Annotated in this window: 15 protein-coding genes and 2 pseudogenes; 7 read left to right on the top strand and 10 right to left on the bottom strand. The window is 69.8% G+C overall.

Annotation, left to right across the window (positions count from 1 at the left end; all coding sequences use genetic code 11):
* A pseudogene (locus ACXJKJ_RS28170) lies at nucleotides 1-237 on the top strand (hypothetical protein); the annotation flags it as partial.
* Nucleotides 238-347: 110 nt separating this feature from the next.
* Here the strand turns inward: ACXJKJ_RS28170 and ACXJKJ_RS28165 are convergent.
* On the bottom strand, nucleotides 348-959 hold the full coding sequence (locus tag ACXJKJ_RS28165; RefSeq protein ID WP_457394322.1) for a hypothetical protein: 612 nt from the start codon (nucleotides 957-959) through the stop codon (nucleotides 348-350).
* Nucleotides 960-1,160: 201 nt separating this feature from the next.
* On the opposite strand from ACXJKJ_RS28165, the gene ACXJKJ_RS28160 reads away from it, so the two are divergent.
* From ACXJKJ_RS28160 to ACXJKJ_RS28140, 5 genes and pseudogenes are all read left to right on the top strand, one after another.
* Entirely contained in the window at nucleotides 1,161-5,396 is a 4,236-nt protein-coding gene (locus ACXJKJ_RS28160; protein ID WP_457394319.1) for an SNF2-related protein, read from the top strand.
* Nucleotides 5,397-6,020, top strand: a complete 624-nt coding sequence (locus tag ACXJKJ_RS28155) for a hypothetical protein (protein ID WP_457394317.1) — start codon at nucleotides 5,397-5,399, stop codon at nucleotides 6,018-6,020.
* Nucleotides 6,017-7,879, top strand: coding sequence for an FAD-dependent 5-carboxymethylaminomethyl-2-thiouridine(34) oxidoreductase MnmC (mnmC, locus tag ACXJKJ_RS28150; protein ID WP_457394314.1), 1,863 nt, complete (start codon nucleotides 6,017-6,019; stop codon nucleotides 7,877-7,879). Before ACXJKJ_RS28155 ends, mnmC begins: the two co-directional genes overlap by 4 nt.
* Nucleotides 7,880-8,527: 648 nt before the next feature.
* Nucleotides 8,528-9,319: pseudogene (locus ACXJKJ_RS28145) on the top strand (methyl-accepting chemotaxis protein); the annotation flags it as partial.
* Between the two features lie 291 nt (nucleotides 9,320-9,610).
* Nucleotides 9,611-11,167, top strand: coding sequence for a M4 family metallopeptidase (locus ACXJKJ_RS28140; protein WP_457394312.1), 1,557 nt, complete (start codon nucleotides 9,611-9,613; stop codon nucleotides 11,165-11,167).
* An 11-nt stretch (nucleotides 11,168-11,178) separates the two neighbouring features.
* Here ACXJKJ_RS28140 and ACXJKJ_RS28135 read toward each other — a convergent pair whose 3' ends face one another.
* The 9 genes from ACXJKJ_RS28135 to ACXJKJ_RS28095 all read right to left on the bottom strand — a co-directional run bounded on the left by ACXJKJ_RS28135 (nucleotide 11,179) and on the right by ACXJKJ_RS28095 (nucleotide 19,857).
* Nucleotides 11,179-11,751: a hypothetical protein gene (locus ACXJKJ_RS28135; RefSeq protein WP_457394310.1), complete on the bottom strand. Its 573-nt coding sequence runs from the start codon at nucleotides 11,749-11,751 to the stop codon at nucleotides 11,179-11,181.
* Between the two features lie 4 nt (nucleotides 11,752-11,755).
* The gene (gene rpiA / locus ACXJKJ_RS28130; protein WP_457394307.1) at nucleotides 11,756-12,415 is read right to left on the bottom strand and encodes a ribose-5-phosphate isomerase RpiA; all 660 of its coding nucleotides are present in this window, start codon (nucleotides 12,413-12,415) and stop codon (nucleotides 11,756-11,758) included.
* Nucleotides 12,416-12,468: 53 nt separating this feature from the next.
* Nucleotides 12,469-14,229, bottom strand: a complete 1,761-nt coding sequence (locus ACXJKJ_RS28125; RefSeq protein ID WP_457394304.1) for a glycoside hydrolase family 16 protein — start codon at nucleotides 14,227-14,229, stop codon at nucleotides 12,469-12,471.
* Between the two features lie 5 nt (nucleotides 14,230-14,234).
* The gene (locus tag ACXJKJ_RS28120; protein ID WP_056196167.1) at nucleotides 14,235-14,849 is read right to left on the bottom strand and encodes a PEP-CTERM sorting domain-containing protein; all 615 of its coding nucleotides are present in this window, start codon (nucleotides 14,847-14,849) and stop codon (nucleotides 14,235-14,237) included.
* 17 nt (nucleotides 14,850-14,866) lie between these two features.
* Nucleotides 14,867-15,541, bottom strand: coding sequence for a PEP-CTERM sorting domain-containing protein (locus tag ACXJKJ_RS28115; RefSeq protein WP_457394302.1), 675 nt, complete (start codon nucleotides 15,539-15,541; stop codon nucleotides 14,867-14,869).
* A gap of 189 nt (nucleotides 15,542-15,730) precedes the next feature.
* A complete protein-coding gene (locus ACXJKJ_RS28110) occupies nucleotides 15,731-17,209 on the bottom strand; it encodes a carotenoid oxygenase family protein (protein WP_457394299.1) in 1,479 nt (492 codons plus the stop codon).
* 12 nt (nucleotides 17,210-17,221) lie between these two features.
* Entirely contained in the window at nucleotides 17,222-17,653 is a 432-nt protein-coding gene (locus tag ACXJKJ_RS28105; RefSeq protein ID WP_056196160.1) for a DUF2141 domain-containing protein, read from the bottom strand.
* Between the two features lie 103 nt (nucleotides 17,654-17,756).
* Complete coding sequence (locus ACXJKJ_RS28100; RefSeq protein WP_457394296.1) at nucleotides 17,757-18,878, bottom strand: 3-deoxy-7-phosphoheptulonate synthase; 1,122 nt, start codon at nucleotides 18,876-18,878, stop codon at nucleotides 17,757-17,759.
* Nucleotides 18,879-18,930: 52 nt separating this feature from the next.
* A complete protein-coding gene (locus ACXJKJ_RS28095) occupies nucleotides 18,931-19,857 on the bottom strand; it encodes a DMT family transporter (RefSeq protein WP_457394293.1) in 927 nt (308 codons plus the stop codon).
* A 100-nt stretch (nucleotides 19,858-19,957) separates the two neighbouring features.
* Here ACXJKJ_RS28095 and ACXJKJ_RS28090 point away from each other — a divergent pair, with 100 nt between their 5' ends.
* Nucleotides 19,958-20,899, top strand: coding sequence for a LysR family transcriptional regulator (locus ACXJKJ_RS28090; protein ID WP_457394291.1), 942 nt, complete (start codon nucleotides 19,958-19,960; stop codon nucleotides 20,897-20,899).
* Nucleotides 20,900-20,983 lie beyond the last annotated feature (84 nt).

The raw sequence follows: 20,983 nt of genomic DNA, 5'->3' as shown, positions 1-20,983 counted from the left end.
GGCGGCGACAGCCGCGGCGGCTCGCGTGACGGCGGCCGGCCCAGCGCAGGCGGCGGTGGCGGTGGTGGTCGTGGCGGCAAGCCCGCCGGCCACACCGGCGTGGGCGGCGCCAAGACCGCGCCTAAGCCCCATGCCGAGCACGCCCCTCGCGCAGCCGGCGCCCAACCAGCCCGCGGCAACGCCGGCGGCGCCCCGCGCCACAACAACGGCCCGCGCCTGACGCAGCCCAAGCGCTGAGTCCAAGGCATCGCCTGCGCGGCCTGTCCCTCACGGGGCAGGCCGTTTTTGCTGGGCGACCGCTGCTGCAACCTCTGCGGCTCACGGCTCGTGCATCGGCAGCTGGCCCCTCAAGGCAGCTGCGTGGCGGCCCGGCGCCTGGCCCAGCCGAGGCCCAGCAGAGCCGCCAGGACCAACGGCGCCGTACCGGGCAGCGGCAGCTCATACGCGCCATCGCGGGGTGGCACGTCCGTACTGGTCAACGCGGTGATCTCGTAGCGGTACTGCTTCTCGTTGGGCATCTGGAAGCGGATTTCATGACGGGACTGGAAGTCCTCCAGATACAGGTAGGGCATGGCGCCGGTCGTCAGCGCATCCACGCCCGTTGTCCCCTCCAAGAACAGCTGGAAGACGGGCCACGGATCGTTCAGGTCAATGAAGCTGAAGAAGCTGTCCATATCCGCGTCGACGAAGATCCGCTTGCTCTCATTCGTGTATGCCATGCCGTCCTGCACGCCACCTGAAACACCGCCCGACATCTTGGCGCCGCTGTCATAGAGGCCGCGCGTGGGCCCCGCATCCGAGTCGACGGCATCCATGTCCACCACCAAGCTGCCCGACAGCGTTCCGCCGGTCGCCGCGTCCAGGCCTTTGGCCACGAAGCTGTAGTTGACGAGGCCCGCCTGAGCCGCGGCGCTGCAGGCCAGCGCGACCGCGCCGATGAGGATGTGACGCAAAGACATGGTGATCTCCCTGTGGGGTTTGAAAAGGTTCACGACGACGTGTCGCGATGCAAATCAGTGTCTGGATCGGCGGTATCAATGCCGCTTCCCGCAGGCGTGCAATGGTTTCAATTGCTACAGGCGGGTGCCGCTTGCCGAACCCGTTGAAACACAGGCGACGCCGACCCCGGATTCCCATGAGGGGCTGATCTAATTCCACCCATGGCACGCCCCCCGCTCGACAACTCGCTCAAGTTCAACCTGCCCGATGGCACGGTCGTCACCGCCCAGGAGATGCTGCGCAAGATCCAGGAAGCCAAAGCGGCCCAGCGGACCGAGCAACTCGCCGCCCCCGGCGCCCTGCCCGAGGCCGACCTGCAGACCTTGCTCGACGCCCTGCTGCTGCTGGGCGGCACCGCCAGCATCAACGCCGTCATGCAATGGCTGTCGCTGACCGGCCGTGAGCGCGCCAACGGCGAGACCTTCGACCACTACGCCACGCGCGATGGCCTGCAGGCCCTGGTCGCCCAGCGCCGTGCCGAGGGGCTGTACGGCAAGGGCACGCGCGTCTCATTGATCGATCACGTCGAGCGTCTGCAGACCTTGCTTGCCGCCCCCGGCCACGAGCGCTACTGGCGCCAGCGCCTGTGGCTGCTGGGCTCGGGCCGGGGCGACTGGCAGGACCCCATCGCCTGGGTCAACTTCCGTGGCGCCGAGGACATGCGCACGGTGCTGCGGCTGATGATCTTCTCGGGCATGCCCGCCGCCGAATTCCATGAACTGCTCGCCACCCGATTGCCGGAACTGAACCCGCCGATGCTGGCCCTACAGGCCTTGATCGAGCCCTGGTGCCCCGGGCTGCTGGCGCAGATCGACCCGGATCTTCGAGATACCTTGCTGGGCCAGTTGCTGGACGTCCTGCCCGCCGGCCACCCGGTGCGTGCCGAGCTGCGCACCTGGCTGCAGGCCGGTACCGGCACGCTCAGCATTCCCATGCACGCCCGCCTGGCCGAGGCCGACATGCTGGCGCTGCAACTGGACAGCGCCGAGCAGCATCTGCGCGGCCTGGCCGGCCCGGGCGTCACGCTGCTGGCCGCCGCCCGCGCCCTCGTCGATGGCCGCTGGGCCGAGGCCAGCGCCGGCTTCGAGGCCGCCATCAAGGCCATCCACACCGCCAGCCGCAGCCGTCGCAACGCGCTGTCGCTGGACACCGCGCGCCTGTACCTGCTCAGCCTGCTGGCCCAGGACGACCCCAAGGCCTGGGCGCAGGCGCGCAAATACGCCATCGCCGAATCCGGCAGCCGCAGCCCCACCGCCTACGAGGCCTGGGGCCTGTGGGCCCACGGCATCGGCGTGCGGCTGGGCGAGGACAGTTTTCTGGAAGCCGCCTTCACGCCCCGCACGCCGGGCGATGCCGCGCCGGTGGACCGCCTGCTGCTCACCGCCTGGCTGGGCAAGCCAGCACCCGGCTGGACGCCCCAGCTCGCACAGGCCGTGCTCGCCGGCCTCGGCCCAGAAGAAGCCTTGCTGGCCGACTATCTGAGCGCAGCCCTGCAGCGCCTGGAACTGGGCGGCGCCGGGCCGGCCCGCGTTGCCAACTTCCTCGGCCAGCCGCGCCAGGCCTGGCAGGACGCCCTCGCGGCCATCGCCGCCCTCAGTGACGATGGCAAGCCCGCCGGCAGCGCCACCAAGCCTGAGCTGGCCTGGCAGCTCAAGCTCGACAACGCCGGCCGCGTGCACACGCTGGAGCCGCTGGAGATGAACCACGGCGCACGCGGCGGCCTCAAGTTCAAGGCCGTGACGCTGGCCAAGCTCAAGAAGCAAGGCGCCCAGCGCAGCCGCGACAACCTGGTGCTGCGCCACATCGAGCGCGACGCCTGGGCCGGTGTGCATGATCTGCGTCTGGACGTGAGCCAAGCCCTGGTCGCACTGATCGGCCATCCGCACCTGATGTTTGCCGACGCGCCGGGGCAGTGGGTGGAGCTCAGCGAGGGGCTGCCGGAGCTGGAGATTCGGCGGGTTGGCCAGGACGCCAATGCCGCCTTCGAGTTCCACCTCCACCCTCCGCTGGTCGCTGCCGAGTCGCCGCATGCCGGCATGCTGCACGGCGCCCAGGCTGAGGCCGAACGCGAGCGCCGCAACACCCAGCGCGTGCTGCGCGAGGGGCCGAGCCGGGCGCGGCTGATCCGCATCACGCCCACCCAGCGCCGCGTGGCTGAGCTGGTCGCCCAGGGCTGGAAGGTACCGGCCAATGCCACGGCCGAACTCGGCGCTGCGCTGCAGGTGTTGACCGGCCATTTCCAGCTCCATTCCGACGCCGACGCCGGCCAGCGCGTGGCCGGCGACAGCCGCCTGCATGCCCGCCTCACGCCACAGGGCGAGGGCCTGTCGCTGCTGCTCGTGGCCCAACCCTTTGGCGACTTCGGCCCCGCCGTCACGCCGGGCCTGGGCCGCGCGCGACTGATGTGCCTGCACGAGGGCCTGAGCCTGGCCACGGAGCGTGACCTGGGTGCCGAGACCCAGCACCGCGCCGCCGTCATCGAAGCCCTGCCCTTTCTCGACCCCGAGCAGCCGCCCGACCAGCCCTGGCTGCTGGCCGATGCCGAGGAGGCGCTGGCCGCCGTGGAGCGCCTGCCCGGCCTGGCGGCAATCGCCGCGCTGGCCTGGCCCAAGGGCAAGCCGATGCGCGTACTGCCGGTGGACGGCGCCGCGGTGCAGATCGAGGTCAGCAGCGGGCGCGATTGGCTGGGCGTGACCGGCGAGGTGCAGGTCGAGGAAGGCCGCGTCGTCGGCCTGCAGGAGCTGCTGTCCCTGAGCCGCGCCAGCAAGAGCCGCTTCGTGCGCATGGCCGAGGGGCATTACCTGGCGCTGTCCGAGCAACTGCGACAGCAGCTGCGCGACCTCGATTCACTGGCCCAGACCAAGAAGGGCGAGCTGCAACTGCCCAATGCCAGCGCCGCCTGGCTGGACCAGGGCCTGGCCGGCGTGCGCTTGGGCGGCGACAAAGCCTGGCGGGCGCGGGTGGAGCAACTCACGGCCGCCGCCGCGCTGCAGCCCCAGCCGCCCAAATCCCTGCGCGCCGAGCTGCGTGCCTACCAGGCCGAGGGCTTTGCGTGGATGAGCCGCCTGGCCGCCGCCGGCTTTGGCGCCTGCCTGGCCGACGACATGGGCCTGGGCAAGACCGTGCAGACGCTAGCCCTGCTGATCGAGCGCAGCGCGCTGGGCCCGGCCCTGGTGCTGGCGCCCACGTCGGTCTGCGGCAACTGGGCGGCCGAGTGCGCCGCGTTTTCGCCGGGGCTGAATGTGCAGGTCTACGCCGAAGCCGCCGACCGCAACGCGCTGCTGCAAGCCGCCGGCCCGGGTGACGTCATCGTCGCCAGCTACGCGCTGGCGCAGATCGACGCCGAGGGCTTTGCCGCGCGCCGCTGGGCCACGCTGGTGCTGGACGAAGCCCAGGCGCTGAAGAACGCCGCCACCAAGCGCGCCAAGTCGGTCGCCGAGTTCGATGCCGACTTCCGCCTGGCCCTGTCCGGCACGCCGGTCGAGAACCGGCTGGCGGACCTGTGGTCCATCATGAACCTCATCAACCCCGGCCTGCTGGGCACACCGCAGCAGTTCAATGAGCGCTTTGCAGGCCCCATCGAGCGCCAGCAGGACGCGACGGCCCGCGCCCGGCTGCGCCGCATCGTCGCGCCCTTCCTGCTGCGCCGGACCAAGGCGCAAGTGCTGCAAGACCTGCCCCCACGCACCGAGATCATCCACCGCGTGGAGCCCAGCGAGCAGGAACGCCACTTCCTCGAAGCCCTGCGCCGCGACGCGCAAGCAGCGGTGGCCGCGGCAGCGGCCAGCGGCGAGCGCGCCGCGCCCATGCAGGTGCTGGCCGAGCTGATGCGCCTGCGCCGCGCCGCCTGCGACCCGCGCCTCGTGTCACCCGAGCTGGGCCTGGTGGGAGCCAAGATGGCCGAGTTCGAGCACATCGTGCGCGAGCTGGTGGCGGGAGGCCACAAGGCCCTCGTCTTCAGCCAGTTCACCGACTACCTCGACCTGCTGGGCGAGCGCCTCACGCAGATGGCCCTGCCCTTCCAGCGCCTGGACGGCAGCACGCCGCAAGCCGAGCGCACCAAGCGCGTAGCGGCCTTCCAGCGTGGCGAGGGCGATGTGTTCCTCATCAGCCTGAAGGCCGGCGGGTTCGGTTTGAACCTGACGATGGCCGACTATGTCCTCATCGTCGACCCCTGGTGGAACCCCGCCGCCGAAGACCAGGCCAGCGGCCGTGCCCACCGCATGGGCCAGCAGCGCCCGGTCACCGTCTACCGGCTGGTGACGGCCGGCTCGGTGGAGGAGCGCATCATCGAGCTGCACCGCGACAAGCGCGGCCTGGCCGAGGGCATGCTCGAGGGCCATGAACAGGCTTCGCCGCTGGACGCGCAGGCGCTGGCCGCTCTGCTCGAGGACTAGATGACAAGCACCTGGATAGCCGGCGCGACCGGCCTCGTCGGCCGCGCACTGTGCGCCGAATGGCCCGACGCCATCGCGCTGGCGCGCAAGCCGCGGCCGGGCATGACGGCGGTGGACTACACGCGGCCTGCCTCGTTCACCGCATTGCCCATCCCTGGCTGCGTGCTGATTGCGCTCGGAACGACGATGGCCCAGGCTGGCTCGCGCGAGGCCTTTCGCGCAGCAGATTTCGACGCAGTGCTCACCGTCGCCCGCGCGGCGCGCGAGGCGGGCGCCACGCATTGCGGCCTGGTGTCGGCGCTCGGTGCGAACGCGCGTTCGCCGGTCTTCTACAACCAGGTCAAGGGTGAGGCCGAGGACGCGCTGATCGCACTCGGCTTCGAGCGCCTCGTCATCGCTCGGCCTTCCCTGCTGGACGGCGAGCGTGAGCAGCTCGACCAACCGCGCCGCACGGMGGAGGCCTGGACGCTGAGGCTGGTACGGCCGCTGGCTGGGCTGATTCCCGGCACTTGGCGCCCCATCTCGCCGCAGCGCATTGCACGGGCCATGCGCCTGGCCCTCGAAGCCCCCGGCCCGGCCGTGCGCATCATCGAGTCCGGCGAAATGCAACGCATGGGCCAATGAAGTCCCCGGCGATCGAGCCCACCGAGGTCGACTTTTCCGACCCCGATGCCCCGGCTTCCCCCACCTTCGGCGACGTCTACCACTCGCGCGCCGGCGCCCTGCCCCAGGCCCGCCACGTGTTCGTCGCCGGCAACGGCCTGCCCGGCCGCTGGCAGGGCCGCGAGCGCTTCGTCGTGCTGGAGACCGGCTTTGGCCTGGGCAACAACTTCCTCGCCACCTGGGATGCATGGCGGCAAGACCCGGCACGCTGCGAGCGCCTCGTCTTCGTCAGCGTGGAGAAGCACCCACTGAAGCGCGACGACCTGGCCCGCGTCCATGCGGCCAGCCCCTTGCCCGACCTGGCGGCCCAACTGGTCGAACGCTGGCCGCCGCTGACCGCCGGCCTGCACACGCTGAGCTTCGAGGGCGGTCGCATCGAGCTGCTGCTGGGCCTGGGCGATGCGCGCGAGCTGCTGCGCGAACTGGTGCTGGACGCCGACGCCCTCTACCTCGATGGCTTTGCGCCACAGCGCAACCCGGAGCTGTGGGACGAATGGCTGCTGAAGAGCCTGGCCCGGCACGCCGTGCCCGGCACGACGGCGGCCACGTGGAGCATCTCGCGGCCCATGCGCAGGGCGCTCACCGCGCTGGGCTTCGAAGTGAGCCTGGCGCCAGGTTTTGCCAACAAGCCCGAGATGACCGTCGCCCGGTTCGCGCCTCGGCACACGCAGCGGCCGGCCGGCCGCGAGCCGCTGGCGCCCGGCGCGAAACAGGCCGTCATCGTCGGCGCCGGCCTTGCGGGTGCGGCCTGCGCGCTGGCGCTCTCGCGGGCGGGCGTGGCCTGCACCGTCGTCGATGCGTTGCCAGGCCCGGCCCAGGCCAGCTCGGGCAACCCGGCCGGCCTCTTCCACGGCACCCTCAACCCGGACGACGGCCCGCACGCGCGCTTCAACCGCGCCGCGGCGCTGGCCACGCAGGCTTTGCTGACGGAGCTCGCCCTGCCTCATCAGCGCGGCCTGCTGAGGATGGAGACGCGACTGCCGCTGGCCGCCATGCGCGGCGCGCCGGGCTATGTCGAGGCCCTGTCCGCCGAAGGCGCCTCGATCCTGGCCGGCACCGCCCTCGCCCACCCGGCCTGGTTCTATCCCGGTGGTGGCGCGCTGGACCCGGCCGCCTACATCCGCGCCATGCTGGCCGCCAGCGGGGTCGCCCTGAAACTGGGCAGCCCCGTCGCCGCCCTGGAAGCAGCCACCGACGGCTGGCGCCTGCGGGATGCCCAGGGTCATCGCATCGCCGAGGCGCCCCTTGTCGTGTTGGCCGGCGGCCATGGCCAACTGTCGCTGCTCGGCGAACTGGCTGCCGGCTTGACCGTGCAGCGCGGCCAGTTGACCCACTTGCCGGAAGCACCCTGGTGCCCCACCGTCCCCATCGCCCGCGACGGCTACGCCATCGCCGATGGCCGCGGCGGCCTGTGGTGCGGTGCGACGACCCAGGACGGTGATCTCGACCCGGCGCTGCGCGAGGTTGATCAGGCCGACAACCTCGCCCGCTACGCGCGCTTGGCCGGCCTGGCCACCCCGCCGCAGGCGCCGCTCGCCGGCCGCGTGGCCTGGCGCCTCATCGCGCCGGACCGCCTGCCGCTGATCGGCGGTCTGGCGGCTCCCGGTGAGGCGGCCGAGCAACTGCGCCTGCAGCCACGCCAGCCGGGGCTCATCGCCTGCACCGGTTTTGCCTCGCGAGGCATCACCTGGGCGGCCCTGGCCGGGCGCCTGGTCGCGGCGCTGGCCCTGGGCTCGCCACGGCCGCTCGAGGCCGAGCTGCTGGACGCTGTCGACCCGCTGCGCTTCGCGTTGCGCCAGCGACGCAGGCCGGGCGGCTGAGCCGGCCTGTTTGGCCCTGGTTCGGRCAACTATTGCCGCTTCCTCCCCCATATCGCTCTTCCGCCCCACCAGAGCCGGCGGCACACTGCGCTGTTGACACCGGCCTGGCCAGTGTCCTTTTCCTTATCTGATGGAGACGACGGCATGAGCGGTTCGCAGCGGTTGAAGTTGGCTCTGGGCGTTGTGCTCGGCGTGGTCACCGTGGGCGCCGGCATGGCGCTGTCCGGCCTGGGCGACACCGCCGGCGCCGCCAAGGGTTGGTTGTATGCCGTCCTGGCGCTCACCTGGGTGGCCGGCCTGTTCGGCCTGCTGACCAGTGGCGGCTCGGGCGGCAGCCTGCATGCGGCCACCGAGGCCGCCGAGGCGCTGGCTCGCTTTGACCTGACCCACCCCATTCCGCGCGGCGGCAGTGGTGACGTCGGACGCCTGCTCGGCGCGCTGGACGACACCCAGCAAGGGCTGCAAAAACTCATCGCCAAGGTGCGCGAAGCCGCCGACAGCATTGGCACGGCCAGCGCCGAAATCGCCACCGGCAACCTGGACCTCAGCCAGCGCACCGAGCAGACGGCGAGCAATCTGCAGAACACCGCGTCGTCCATGTCCGAGTTGACCGGCACCGTCAAGCAGACGGCCGACGCAGCCATGACGGCCAACCAGCTTGCCAGCTCCGCCGCCAGCGTCGCCCGGCGCGGCGGCGAGGCCGTGTCGCAGGTCGTCGCGACCATGGACCAGATCAGCCACAGCTCGCGCAAGATCAACGAGATCATCGGCACCATCGACGGTATCGCCTTCCAGACGAACATCCTGGCCCTGAACGCCGCCGTGGAAGCGGCCCGGGCTGGCGAGCAAGGCCGTGGTTTCGCCGTCGTGGCCGGCGAGGTGCGGCTGCTGGCCCAGCGCAGCGCCGAGGCCGCGAAGGAGATCAAGAGCCTCATCAGTGCCAGCGTCGAGCGTGTGGACTCCGGTACCCAGCAGGTGCAGGACGCCGGCGCGACGATGACCGAGATCGTCGCCAGCGTGCAGCGAGTGACCGACATCATTGGCGAGATCAGCGCCGCAGCGCGCGAGCAGAGCGAGGGCATCGGCGTCGTCAATGGCTCCGTCGTGCAGCTTGACCAGATGACGCAACAGAACGCCGCCCTGGTGGAGCAATCCGCCGCCGCGGCCGAAAGCCTGCGCGAGCAGTCGGCCCGCATGGCCGAGGCCATCGGGGTGTTCAAGCTCAGCGGTGGCGCGGCCCACCGACCGGCAGCGCCCAGGGCACCGGCCGCACACCGGCCCGCGCCGGCCAAGCCGGCGGCCAAGGCCCCGGCACCCAGGCCCGCCGCCAATGCCAGGCCGACCGCCGCGCCCATGGCCAGGCCGGCGCCCGCAACTGCGCCGCGCCCTGCCCCGACGCCAGCGCCGGCGAAGGACGACGGCGATTGGGAGACCTTCTAAGCCGCGCCACGCAGCGCCATTGAACGGGAGCCGGGCAATGCCCGGCTCTTTGCTTTTGGGAATCAGGGGCGGCCCGTCCCTCGTTCAGGGCAAGGTCGCCGGTGCCCAGCGTGGTGGGAGCCGCCCTTACAGGCTGATACGCCAAAGGTCGCCCGGCTTGTTGCGCCCCAGCGCCACACCCGGGATGTTCCCAGCCCGCGCGGCGGCATGGGTGAGCAAAGTCATGCCAGCGCCGCACCGGCGCACCCTGCGGCAGACCCGCCGCGCTTTCCAACAAACCAGGAGCTCCCGATGTTTCGCCCGATCTTTCGCCTCGCGCTGCTGAGCGTGGCACTCACGGCCTCGTTGGCCCAGGCCCAGTCCAATCGCGCAGACGCCAACGCACTGAAGAGCCGCGCCGAAGGCCATGTGCGCCAGTTTCCCGGCCTCAGCCTGCACGGCAGCGAGCACAGCTACAGCGTGCGCGACATCGTCATCGACAGCGACGGCGGCAGCCATGTGCGCCTGGACCGCAGCGTCGCGGGCCTGCGCGTCATCGGCGGCGACCTCATCGTGCAGACCGACCGCTTCGGCACCCTGCGCGCCATGCACCACAACCTGCGCTGGCGCCTGGACGGCATCGCCACCAAGCCGGCCCTGAACGCCAATCGCGCCGCCATGGCCGTGCTGCGCACGATGGACGGCGACGCCGGCAAACCCGAACTCGTCATCTATGCCCGCGACCAGGCGCCCGCCCTGGCCTGGGACGTGCCCGTCTCCGGAGAAAGCGCCGATGGCACGCCGTTCGAGAAGCATGTGATCGTCGACGCCTTGGATGCCCGCCAGCTCGACGCCTGGGACGACATCCACACCGCGGCCGCCAACGGCACGGGCAAGACGCTGTACAGCGGCAACGTGGCGCTGACGACCAACAGCATCAGYGGCGGCTACGAGCTGCGCGACCCGAGCCGCGGCGGCACCTACACGATCAGCATGGGCGGTCGCAAGAACGGTGGCAGCGTCATGACCGACGCCGACAACAGCTGGGGCAACAACGCGACCAGCGACGCCGCCAGCGCTGGCGCCGATGCGCAGTACGGCACGGCCATGACCTGGGACTACTACAAGAACGTGCATGGCCGCAACGGCATCGCCAATGACGGCAAGGGTGCCTACAACCGCGTTCACTACAGCCGCAACTACGCCAATGCCTACTGGTCGGACTCCTGCTTCTGCATGACCTATGGCGACGGCGACGGCACCAGCATCAAGCCGCTGGTGTCCCTGGACGTGGCCGGCCACGAGATGAGCCACGGCGTCACCAGCCGCACGGCCAACCTGACCTATTCCGGCGAGTCCGGCGGCCTCAACGAGGGCAACTCCGACATCTTCGGCACCATGGTCGAGTTCTACGCCGCCAATGCCAGCGACCCGGGCGACTACCTGATCGGCGAGAAGATCATGGTGGGCGGCGGGGCCTTGCGCAGCATGGTCAAGCCCAGCGCCGACGGTGCATCGGCGGACTGCTGGTACTCGGGCGTGGGCAATCTCAACGTGCACTACAGCTCGGGCGTGACCAACCACTTCTTCTTCCTGCTCGCCGAAGGCACCAACAGTGCCTACGGCAACAGCCCGACCTGCGTGGCCGGCAACACCCGCGTCGCCACCGGCGCGGGCTCGCTGACGGGCATCGGCCGGGACAAGGCCGCCAAGATCTGGTACCGGGCGCTGACGACGAAGTTCACTTCGTCCACCAACTACGCCGGCGCACGCAGTGGCACCATCGCCGCCGCCAATGAGCTCTACGGGACTGGCAGCGCCGAGGCGAATGCCGTGGCCTCTGCCTGGAGCGCTGTCGGCAGGAACTGAGCCGAGCGGGCTCAATCGGGGGCGTCTTCGGACGCCCCTTTTTTCTGGGCGTAGCTGGCCTTGCGGCCGCGTGCCGGGTACCAGACCTCACGTTCCACCCAGTGCGCCAACCGCCCGGCGCGATCCCCGCGCTGCTCGCGCAGCCAGGTCAGGACGACCTCATCGAGCACATAGCTACCGTCGCGTTGCTCGCGCACCGACTGTGGATGGCGACGCCGCAGCGATGCGGCCGGCATCGGCGCACCCAGGGCCATCGACAAATCCTCCAGCGCGATCCAGCGGTGGCGCTCGATGTCATCGTCCAGCACACGAATGCGGTGGCCCTTGAACGCGTAGTAGCGCCCCTGCACGGGCCGGAAGGCCAGTGCCTTCAGGCCCCGCCCGACCGTTTCGCCCAGGGCAACAAGATCGGACGCGAAGGCACGGCCCCACAGCATCAGCGCCACCAGCATGCCGGCCCAGCCGCTCGCCCACCACAGCAGCGCCGTTGCGGCGCCGCACACGGCCAGCTTGAACAGCAGGCTGCGCCACCAATGGTGCCTCTCGTGCGATGCCGCATCGAAGCCGAGGGGCTCGCGCGGCATGCGGTCAGAACTTCAGGGTCTTCACGCCGTCGGCACCGCCGAGCAGACAGACGCTGGCCTTGTGGCGGGCGAACACGCCGACGGTGACGACGCCCGGCCACTGGCTGACCTCGGCCTCGAAAGCCAGCGGGTCGGTGATGGACAGGCCCGTCACGTCGAGGATGTGGCCGCCGTTGTCGGTGACGACGCCGGCCCGCAGCCTGGCCTCGCCGCCGAGCTTGGCAAAACGGCGCGCCAGCTGGGCGGCGGCCATCGGGACGATCTCGACAGGCAGCGGAAACTTGCCCAGGGTCTGCACGAGCTTGGATTCGTCGGCGATGCAGACGAACTGGTCGGCCAGATCCGCCACGATCTTCTCGCGCGTCAGCGCGGCACCACCGCCCTTGACCATGAAGCCCCTGCCATCGATCTCGTCGGCGCCGTCGATGTAAACGGCCAGCCGCTCCACCTCTGTCGCATTCAGCACGGGGATTCCATGCTTGATGAGGCGCTGCGTCGAGCGCTCCGAGCTCGACACCGCACCGGGGATGGCGATACCGCTGGCCGCGAGCGCATCAATGAAACAGTCCACCGTGGAGCCGGTGCCGACGCCGAGGATCTGACCGGCGGGAACATAGTCCAGAGCCGCACGGCCGACGAGTTGCTYGAGCTGGTCTTGATTCATGGGCCCGGATTGTCCGGGATCGGCGCGGTGAACAACGCCGATCCCGGTCCGGCTCACTTCATCACCACGCTCCTGACCGCCGAATCGGTGGCCAGTTGGCTCCTGCTGTCCCAGGACGTGAATCGGTATTCCACGACGTCACCCTTCTTCAGCCCTCCCAGCGTGTACCGGCTGGCAGCGCCGTCCTGGCGCATGCGCACGGTCCGGGTCTCGCCGCCGTTGACCGTGTAGTGCGCGTCCACCCAGCCCGTCGCGTTGGCGGCGAGTTCGAGGGTGGTCGCACCGGCCTGCGTCGAGGCCGTCGGCACGGCGGCCGTCTTGGCAAGCGCCGGCGCCGTCACGGCCACGGCGTTCACAGCCGCCACGCCCGAGTCCCAGATGATGTCGTCGAAGGCCATCTGGAAGGACGCGGCCGGATTGGAGCCGTCCACGCTGAGGAACTCGAACAGCGAGTTCATGGACTGCAGCGCCACCAGGGGGCCGGCGATCTCGGCCACAGGGATGGTGGCCGTGCCCCACTCGCCGTTGCGCACCAGGCCATAGGCCGTGGTGTTGGCGGGGAAGGTCACCCAGCTGTGGTTGGTGTAGGTGTCCAGGATGCCGATCTTGAAGGCGACATTGGCCGGCGCCTTGATCTTCAGCTTGATGTTGCCGCCACGGAAGCCGCTCATGTCGTGCACCTGGCGCGACTGGACGGCACCGCCGAACCACTGCCCCGGCGCGAAGTAGTTCAGCGCCAGCACGTTGGACCCCTCAAACGCCGGGATGTTGCCGCCACCCATGGAACCGGTGTTCCAGATGAAGAAGTCCGCCGACGTGCCGAGCGCCTGGCTGTTGTTGACCGGCGTGTTGTCGGTGAACACGCCGAATTTGCCGGCCTCCGGCGTGATGCCGACGCCCAGCTTGACCTCGCCCTTGCCGTCCAGCTCATAGACACGCACATAGTCCACGTACATCGTCGCGGGCAACGGCGCGGTGATCTGCGCAGGCGTGGCGGCCGGCGTGAAGTTGCCGCCGACAGCCATGTTCATCAGCAGATAGAACGGCTCCTGCAGCGCTGGCGAACCCACCGTGGAGATGGGCGCCTTGTACATGTCAAGTTCACGGCCGTTGTCCACCAGCGTGAAGCGGATCTGCGTGTCAGTCCAATACAGGCGATACAGCACGAAGCGGTTGGCCAACGAGCGCGTGGGCGTGACCCAGTTCTTGGTCTGCCAGGCAGTGGACGCGGCGCAGCTTTCGTTGCCGGGCACGCAGGCGGCCTGGTTGAAGGTGATGACGTTGGAACCGACGAACTGGTCCGGCGACACGGCGGGCAGGCCCGCGGGCCGGCGGCCGCCCTGCTCCATGATGTCGATCTCGCCCTTGCGCGGCCAGGCCTGCGGACTGGTGCCCAGCAGCCACAGGGCCGGCCACAGGCCGACGCCGACCGACGGCGTGGCCGCGCGGATTTCGATCATCCCGTACTTGACCTGCACCTTGCCCGCCGAGTCCAGCTTGCCGGAGGTGAACTGGTTGGCGCCCATCACCTCGCGCTTGGCCGTGATGGCCAGGGCCCGCGTGGCGGGCTCGAAAGGCACGTTGACGATGCTGAGGTTGTTGGGGCGGTAGTACTCCAGCTCCTGGTTGCCGTAGCCGCACAGGCCGATCTGGCAGCCGTTGCCGTCATAGGTCGACCAGAGCGCGCTGTCGAGGCTGGCGCCGTTGAATTCCTCGGACCAGAGCAGCTTGCCGACGACGGGGCTGGTGACGCTGGCGGAAGCGATGGCACTGGCGGCCAGCAGCAGGCCGCCGATGAGGGTTTGGCGATTCATGGCATTCATCCTTGCTGGCGGTTGCGACGCAGGCGGGCCCCGACGACGAGGGCGCCCAGGGCCATCAAGCCGTAGGTCGAGGGCTCGGGCACGGCGCTGGTGACGGTGATGCGGGTGGCCGGCGCGCCGGTGAAGCCCGTGTTGACCGCCTGCCAACTGCCGGACGAGGAGAAGGCCCAGGCGGCGCTGGGCGAATCGGTGCCGCTCTGCCATTGGCCGGCGAAGCCGGCGTCGGCCTGGGTCACCAGCCAGTAGCTGCCGGCGGCCAGGTTCCAGCCGCTGGGCGCCAACGCCGTGTTGGCCCAGGGATCGGTCAAGTGCGTGCTGTAGAGCCAGCTGTTGCCGGCGGGCACGGCGCCCTGGCGGGCCATGATGCCGACGGTGATGCCGCCCACGCCGTCGATGGACGTGAGGATGGACTGGATGGTGGTGGCGCTGCTGATATCGAAGGCGACGGCGAGGTCCTGGCCCTGGCCCAGCAGTGAGGCCCAGCCGCTGACGTCATCGCCGGGGCCATAGGTGTTGATGACGACGGTGCCGGCGGCGCTGGCGTGGGCGGCCAGGCCGCAGAGCAGCAGCGACGCGCCGATCCTGGAGAGGGTGTGAATCTTGGCTTGCATGGCTTGTCTCCTCGGGTTCAGGCGCGGCGGCGGCGGGCGATGGCGCCGACGGTGACCAGGCCCGCCAGCAGCAGCGCGTAGCTGCCCGGCTCGGGCACGGCGGCGACGTTCAGGGCGAACTGCAGGTCGTCGACGAGGACGGCGTTGGCGCGGTTCTCCAGGATCGGGCCGACGGCGGTGCCGATCTCGATGAAGACCGAGGTTGTGCCGACCGGGATGGCCACCGCCTGGAAGCTGATCTGCGTCCAGCTGCTGGTGTTGATCTGGCCCTGGAACTGCTGGTTGAGGGCCGTGCCGATGATGCCGTTGGCCCCCATGTAGCGCAGCGTGACGAAGGCGTTGCCGGTGACGCTGGCGTCACCCTTGGCCCAGAAGCTCAGCCAGGGCGTGTCGCCGACATTGGCAGCACCCAGCGCCGGCATGCCGCCGTGGCCGACGGCATCCTGCAGCGCGATGGAGGCATCGAAGCCGTTGGGCGCGCTCAGCAGCAGCGAGAAGCTGCCGGAGTGGGCGTCGGTGGATCGCGAGGCCGGGCTGCTGGTGGCCGCCGTCAGCCAGCCGGCGGCGAGCTGGCCGGGGCCGCCCGCGGTCTCAAAGCCGCCATTGGCGAAGGCATTTGTCGTGGCCGCGCCGGCGGTGCCGGCCAGCAAGAGGGTGGTGGCCATCGCCACGCAGGTCTTCAGATTCAGCATGTTGTCGTCTCCATGGTGTTGACTGGGAAAGGAATCCCGAAACGAGGCGACGACGAACTGCTGCCGATCGCCGAAAGTGAAAGCGCTTTCTGAAAGCGCTTTCAACAAACGGCGCGACCATAGGTGGCTTGCAAAAGCCTGTCAATGCGGAGTCCCCTGCCCCGTTTTCGAAGCAGGGGGGCTTGAGGTTCAAGCGGCGTAGAACTTGCCGTGGAAGCCGTAGGGCACGGCGTAAGGCAGCCAGGCGCGGGCCAGCGGGCCGTTGGCCAGGCGCATCGCATCGAAGACGCTGAAGAAACTGCGCCGGCGCTGGATGTCATAGCCCATGCCGACCAGCCAGCCCTCGCCTTCCCGAGTGCTGCCGGGCCTGGGCACCAGCACATGTTCCTCGACGACGGTGTCGTTGCCGAAGCTGAAGCGCTCGCGCGCGCCGCTGTCGATGTCCAAACGCATCAGGCCGTTGAAGCCCCAGCGCGCGCCGGTATCGATGGCCGTCGGGTACCAGACGAAGCGGTGGCGCCGGGCGACGACTCGCGGGTCGACGACGGGGAACTCGACGGCCTCGTCGCGCGCAGCGATGTTCAGCCGCCCGCTAGCCAGGTCGATCTGCAGCACCCGCGGCGTCGACACGTCGCGCGCCGTGCGCTCGCCGCGCATGATCTGCCGGGCGCCGGCGTTGAACTCCGGCAGCGGCGTGCTCTGCACATAGTCCAGGCGCAGCATGCGGCCGTCGTCCCAGGCATTGCCGAAGTGAAAGACCTGGACGGCCGGCATCTCGAAGCTGCGCTGCTTCGAGAAGTCGGCCTTGTCGACGACGAGCACGCGCGTCGGTTGCTCGCCGGCCCAGCGCATCGCGTCGACCATGGATGCCCCAGCGCGCACGGCCGCCATGTCCATGGTGATGGGCGCCAGCAGAAAGACGAGGTGGCGTTGCGACACGGCGAAGTCATGAAGCATGGCCGGAGCCTGCACATCCAGCAGCGCATGGCGGCGCACGGTACCGGCGGCATCGAGCTGATAGACGGCCAGCCGACCGTTGGCCGTGCCGAAGTTCCACACCGTGCCGTCGGGCTCGACCTTGGGATGGGCCGAGAAGGGCATGCCACGCAGCTCAGGCGCCCAGGTCTTGACGCCGCGCGTCGCGAGCGTCGCCGGGTCCAGCTCATAGGCGCTGCCGCCCTCCCACAAGGCGTAGAGGCAGTCACCCTGCATCAGCACGCTGGTGTTGGCCACGTTGACGCTGTCGGGCCCGCGCACCGGCAGTTCGGCCTTGATGGCCGTACCGAAAGCGGGCAGCAGGAAGCGGCCGGCCTCTTGCTCGGCGCGGAACTTGGTCGTTTGCACGAAGCGGGCGCGGTGGCTGGCGCGGCCGTCCTGCAGTGTCCAGGACTGAACCAGGCCATCGCCGTCGAACCAGTGGTGGTAGCGCTGGCCGGCGCGTTGCATCAGGCCAGGACCATTGCGGAAGTAGCGGCCGCGCAGCGCGGCGGGCAGGCGCCCTTCAACGACGGCGCTGGCGTCCAGGTTCTCGCCATTCAAGCCACGCAGCGGCAAGAGTTCCGGCGCATCGGCAGCGAAGGTATCGATCGGCAGGCCCAGGGCCAGCAGTTCGGGGCTGAGGCCGCCGGCCAGCAGCGCGGTCAGCAGTGAACGACGGGTCGTGCTCATGGCCGTCCCCGCTCAGTTCAGCTTGACCTTGACCGACGCACCGGTCACCGGTGTCACGACGGCCTGCTCGAACTTCGGTGGGCCGAAGGTGCCAGCAGCGTTATTGGAGAAGCCGTAGGGCTCGACCGGAATGCCCATGGCGTTCATGTCCAGGCGGCCGTTGGCATTGGCGTCCTGGAAGAGGCTGAGCGCCAGCGGGCCTTCGGGCAGGTCCTTGAGCACGACGCTGAACTTGCCGCCAGTGGCCTCGGGGCCGAGAACGAAGCGCAGGCCGGTCTGCGGCTGGCGCAGCCAGTTGGCCGGCTCCGTGAAGACGGCCACCATCAGGGTGGCGCCCTGCAGGCGGCTCGTGTCCAGGCCCTCGACTTCGAGGGTGACGTCTGCCGCCTGGCTGCACAGCGGCAGCAGGGCAAACAGGGCGGAGGCAAGGGCTTGGTGTTTCATCGCGATCTCCAGGGTTCAGCAGTGGGATGGCTGAATGTTGGAGATCGCCCCGCCGCGGCGCGAGCGCGCTGCGACGGGTGGGCGCCGGGCGGCGCGAACGGATTTAGCCGCGCCTTGTGCGGACGGCCGTCGCGAGTTCGCGCAGCAACGGCTCGGTCTGGGCCCAGCCCAGGCAGGCGTCGGTGATGGACACGCCGGGCTTCAGGTCAGCCTTGGTCTGGCCCTCGGCCAGATCCTGGCGGCCGGGCTGCAGATGGCTTTCGATCATGACGCCGGTGATGCGCGCATCGCCGCCCGCGATCTGACCCGCGACGTCATGGCCGACATCGACCTGGCGCTCGTACTTCTTGCTGGAGTTGGCGTGCGAGAAGTCGATCATGACCTGCTCGCGCAGGCCCGAGGTCTTGAGCGCATCGCAGGCAGCGTTGACGGACGCCGCGTCGTAGTTGGGCGCCTTGCCGCCGCGCAGGATGACGTGGCAGTCCTCGTTGCCGCGGGTCTCGAAGATGGCGGCCGTACCCATCTTGGTCATGCCCATGAAGGCATGCGCGCTGCTGGCGGCCAGCACGGCGTCGCTGGCGACCTTGATACCGCCGTCGGTGCCGTTCTTGAAGCCGACCGGGCAGCTCAGGCCCGAGGCGAGCTGGCGGTGGCTCTGGCTCTCGGTGGTGCGCGCGCCGATGGCGCCCCAGGCGATCAGGTCGGAGATGTACTGCGGCGACAGCAGGTCCAGGAACTCGGTGCCGGCCGGCAGGCCCAGCGCGTTGACGTCGAGCAGCAGCTGGCGCGCCAGGCGAAGGCCCTCGTTCATGTGGAAGCTGCCGTCCAGGCGCGGGTCGTTGATGTAGCCTTTCCAGCCCACCGTCGTGCGCGGCTTCTCGAAGTAGACGCGCATGACGATCAGCAGGTCGCTGCTCAGTTCCTCGCGCGCCGTCTTCAACAGGCGGGCGTAGTCCATCGCCTGGTCGTGGTCGTGGATGGAACAGGGGCCGACGATGACAAGCAGGCGGTCGTCGCGGCCATGCAGCACGTCACTGATCTGCTGACGGGCCTGCTCGACCAGCTCCAACGTCGCGTCGGGGATGGGAAGCTCCTCGAGCAGCAGGGCCGGGCTGATCAGCGCGCGGACGGCACCGATGCGGGTGTCATCGGTACGCGTGGTGTCGCGCGTCTCGTCGCGGGAGCCCGCTTCGCGGTCGTGGTGGGGATCGTCTAAAGGTTTCATTGCAGGGCTCCAGGCAAGCCCCGCATTTTGCCGGCTCTATCGAGCCGTCGGTTCACCGCTTGGCAGCGGCAAAACACACGGCCAGCGCAGAGAGCCCAAAACCGGCCAACGCCAACGGCTCCAGGCGCTCGCCCAGCAACACGAATCCCATCAGCGCCGACACGCCGGGGATCAGGAAAAACAGCCGCGCCACCTGCCCCGCCTGGCCGCGGCGGATCATGATGAACATCAGGCTGAAGGCGCCRATGGAGTTSACSAGGCCCAGCCACAACCACGACCCGATCAGCTCGGGCGCCCAGTCGATGGCAAATCCTTCGGTCGGGCCAGCCACCGCGGCGACGGCCAGGGCCGACACGGCCATCTGCACGCCGGCACCGCTGCGCAGGTCCATGTGGGCGCAGAAGCGCTTCTGATACAGGGTGCCGGCGACGAGTCCCAGCAAGCCCAGGCCGGCCACGGCGTAGCCGGTCCAGGCGCCGTTCAGAGGCTTGTCGGCGATGACCAGGGCCACGCCCACCAAGCCACCGAGCAGTGCCAGCAACTGGCGCCGGCCAATGTGCTCGGCCAGCCACAGATGCGCGCCCAGGGCCGTGGCCAGCGGCATCAGGCCGATCAACAGACCGGCCACGCCGGCGCTCAGGCCCCATTGCAGCGCGAAATAGATGCACGAGAAGTGCAGCACCTGCATCAGCAGGCCGACAACGGCCAGGTGCGCCCAACCGCGCGCCCGATGCGGCCATGGTGCGCCGGTGGCCATCGCCACGGCCAGCAACACGACGGCGGCGAGGCCGAAGCGCAGCGTCAGCAGCGTCAGCGGCCCGGTGTGCGGCAGGGCCAGCTTGCCGGCCACATAGCCGCTGCTCCACAGCAGGATGAAAAGCAGCGGCAGGCTGGACGCGGCAGCGGCGCTCAGCAGGCGGTCGAACAGGCTGGGCCGGAAGGACCGGGCCATGCAGGGCGACAGCGTGGTGGTGGACATGACGACTCCTTGAAGGGATGACTGCACTCTAGAAATCAATGATCCAGGACACAATCCGTCATAAAGTCGATTCAGAGTTTCCAAACGGAGCACAGTCGCCATGGGCCGCCTTGAAGACCTGCAAGCCTTCGCTCGCGTCGTTGACGCCAAGGGCTTCTCCGGCGCCGCGCGGCTGCTGGGCACCACCAAGTCGGCCGTCAGCAAGCAAGTCGTGCGGCTGGAGGACCAGCTCGGCACGCGCCTGCTGCACCGCACCACGCGCAGCGTCAGCCCGACGGCCGAGGGCCGCAGCGTCTACGAACGCGCGCTGCGGCTGCTGGATGAGTCGCTGGCGCTGGAGACCGAACTGGCCGGCCGCCGCGACGAGCCGCGCGGCGTGCTGCGGCTATCGGTGTCCACCGCCTTCGGCAATCTGCAGTTCACGGCGCTGATGGCGGAGTTCTGCGCCCGGCATCCGCAGATCGACGTCGTGCTGGGGCTGAACGATCGCTACGTCGACCTGGCCGAGGAAGGTTTTGATGTCGTGCTGCGACTGACGCACAAGCCTTCCGATGGCCTGGTGGCGCGGCGATTGGCAGCCATCCGCTTTGTGCTGTGTGCGGCGCCGGCCTATCTGGAGGCCCACGGTGAGCCGCAGGCCGTGGCCGACATCGCCGGCCATCGCTGCCTGCGCTTTGGCTATCTGCAGTCCCCCGACCGCTGGCGCTTTCGGCACGCTGAAGCCGGCGAAACCGAGGTCGAGACCCGCGGCGCGCTGCGTTTCGAGAGCGGCTTGACGGCCAACAGCAGCGAATCCCTGCGCGTGGCCGCCCTGGCCGGTCTGGGCCTGGCCGTGCTGCCCACCTATGCCGTCGGCGCAGACCTGCGCGCGGGGCGGCTCAAGGCCGTGCTGCCCGACTGGCAGCCGGTCGGCGGCCTGGCCGACGCCGACACCCTCTACGCCGTCTACCTGCCCAGCCGCCACCCRGCGCCCAAGGTGCGGGCGCTGATCGACTTCATGCTGGAGAAGATGGGCGACGTGCCCCCGTGGGATCGCGACTGAGAGAATCAAGGGCTATGCCGTTGATCCCCTACGCCCTTACCCGCCCCTTCCTGTTCGGCCTGGACCCCGAGCACGCCCACGAGC

The organism is Roseateles sp. P5_E1 (genome assembly GCF_054049335.1).
Note: the sequence above shows the minus strand (reverse complement) of the source record. Positions and strands in the feature narration are given on the sequence as shown.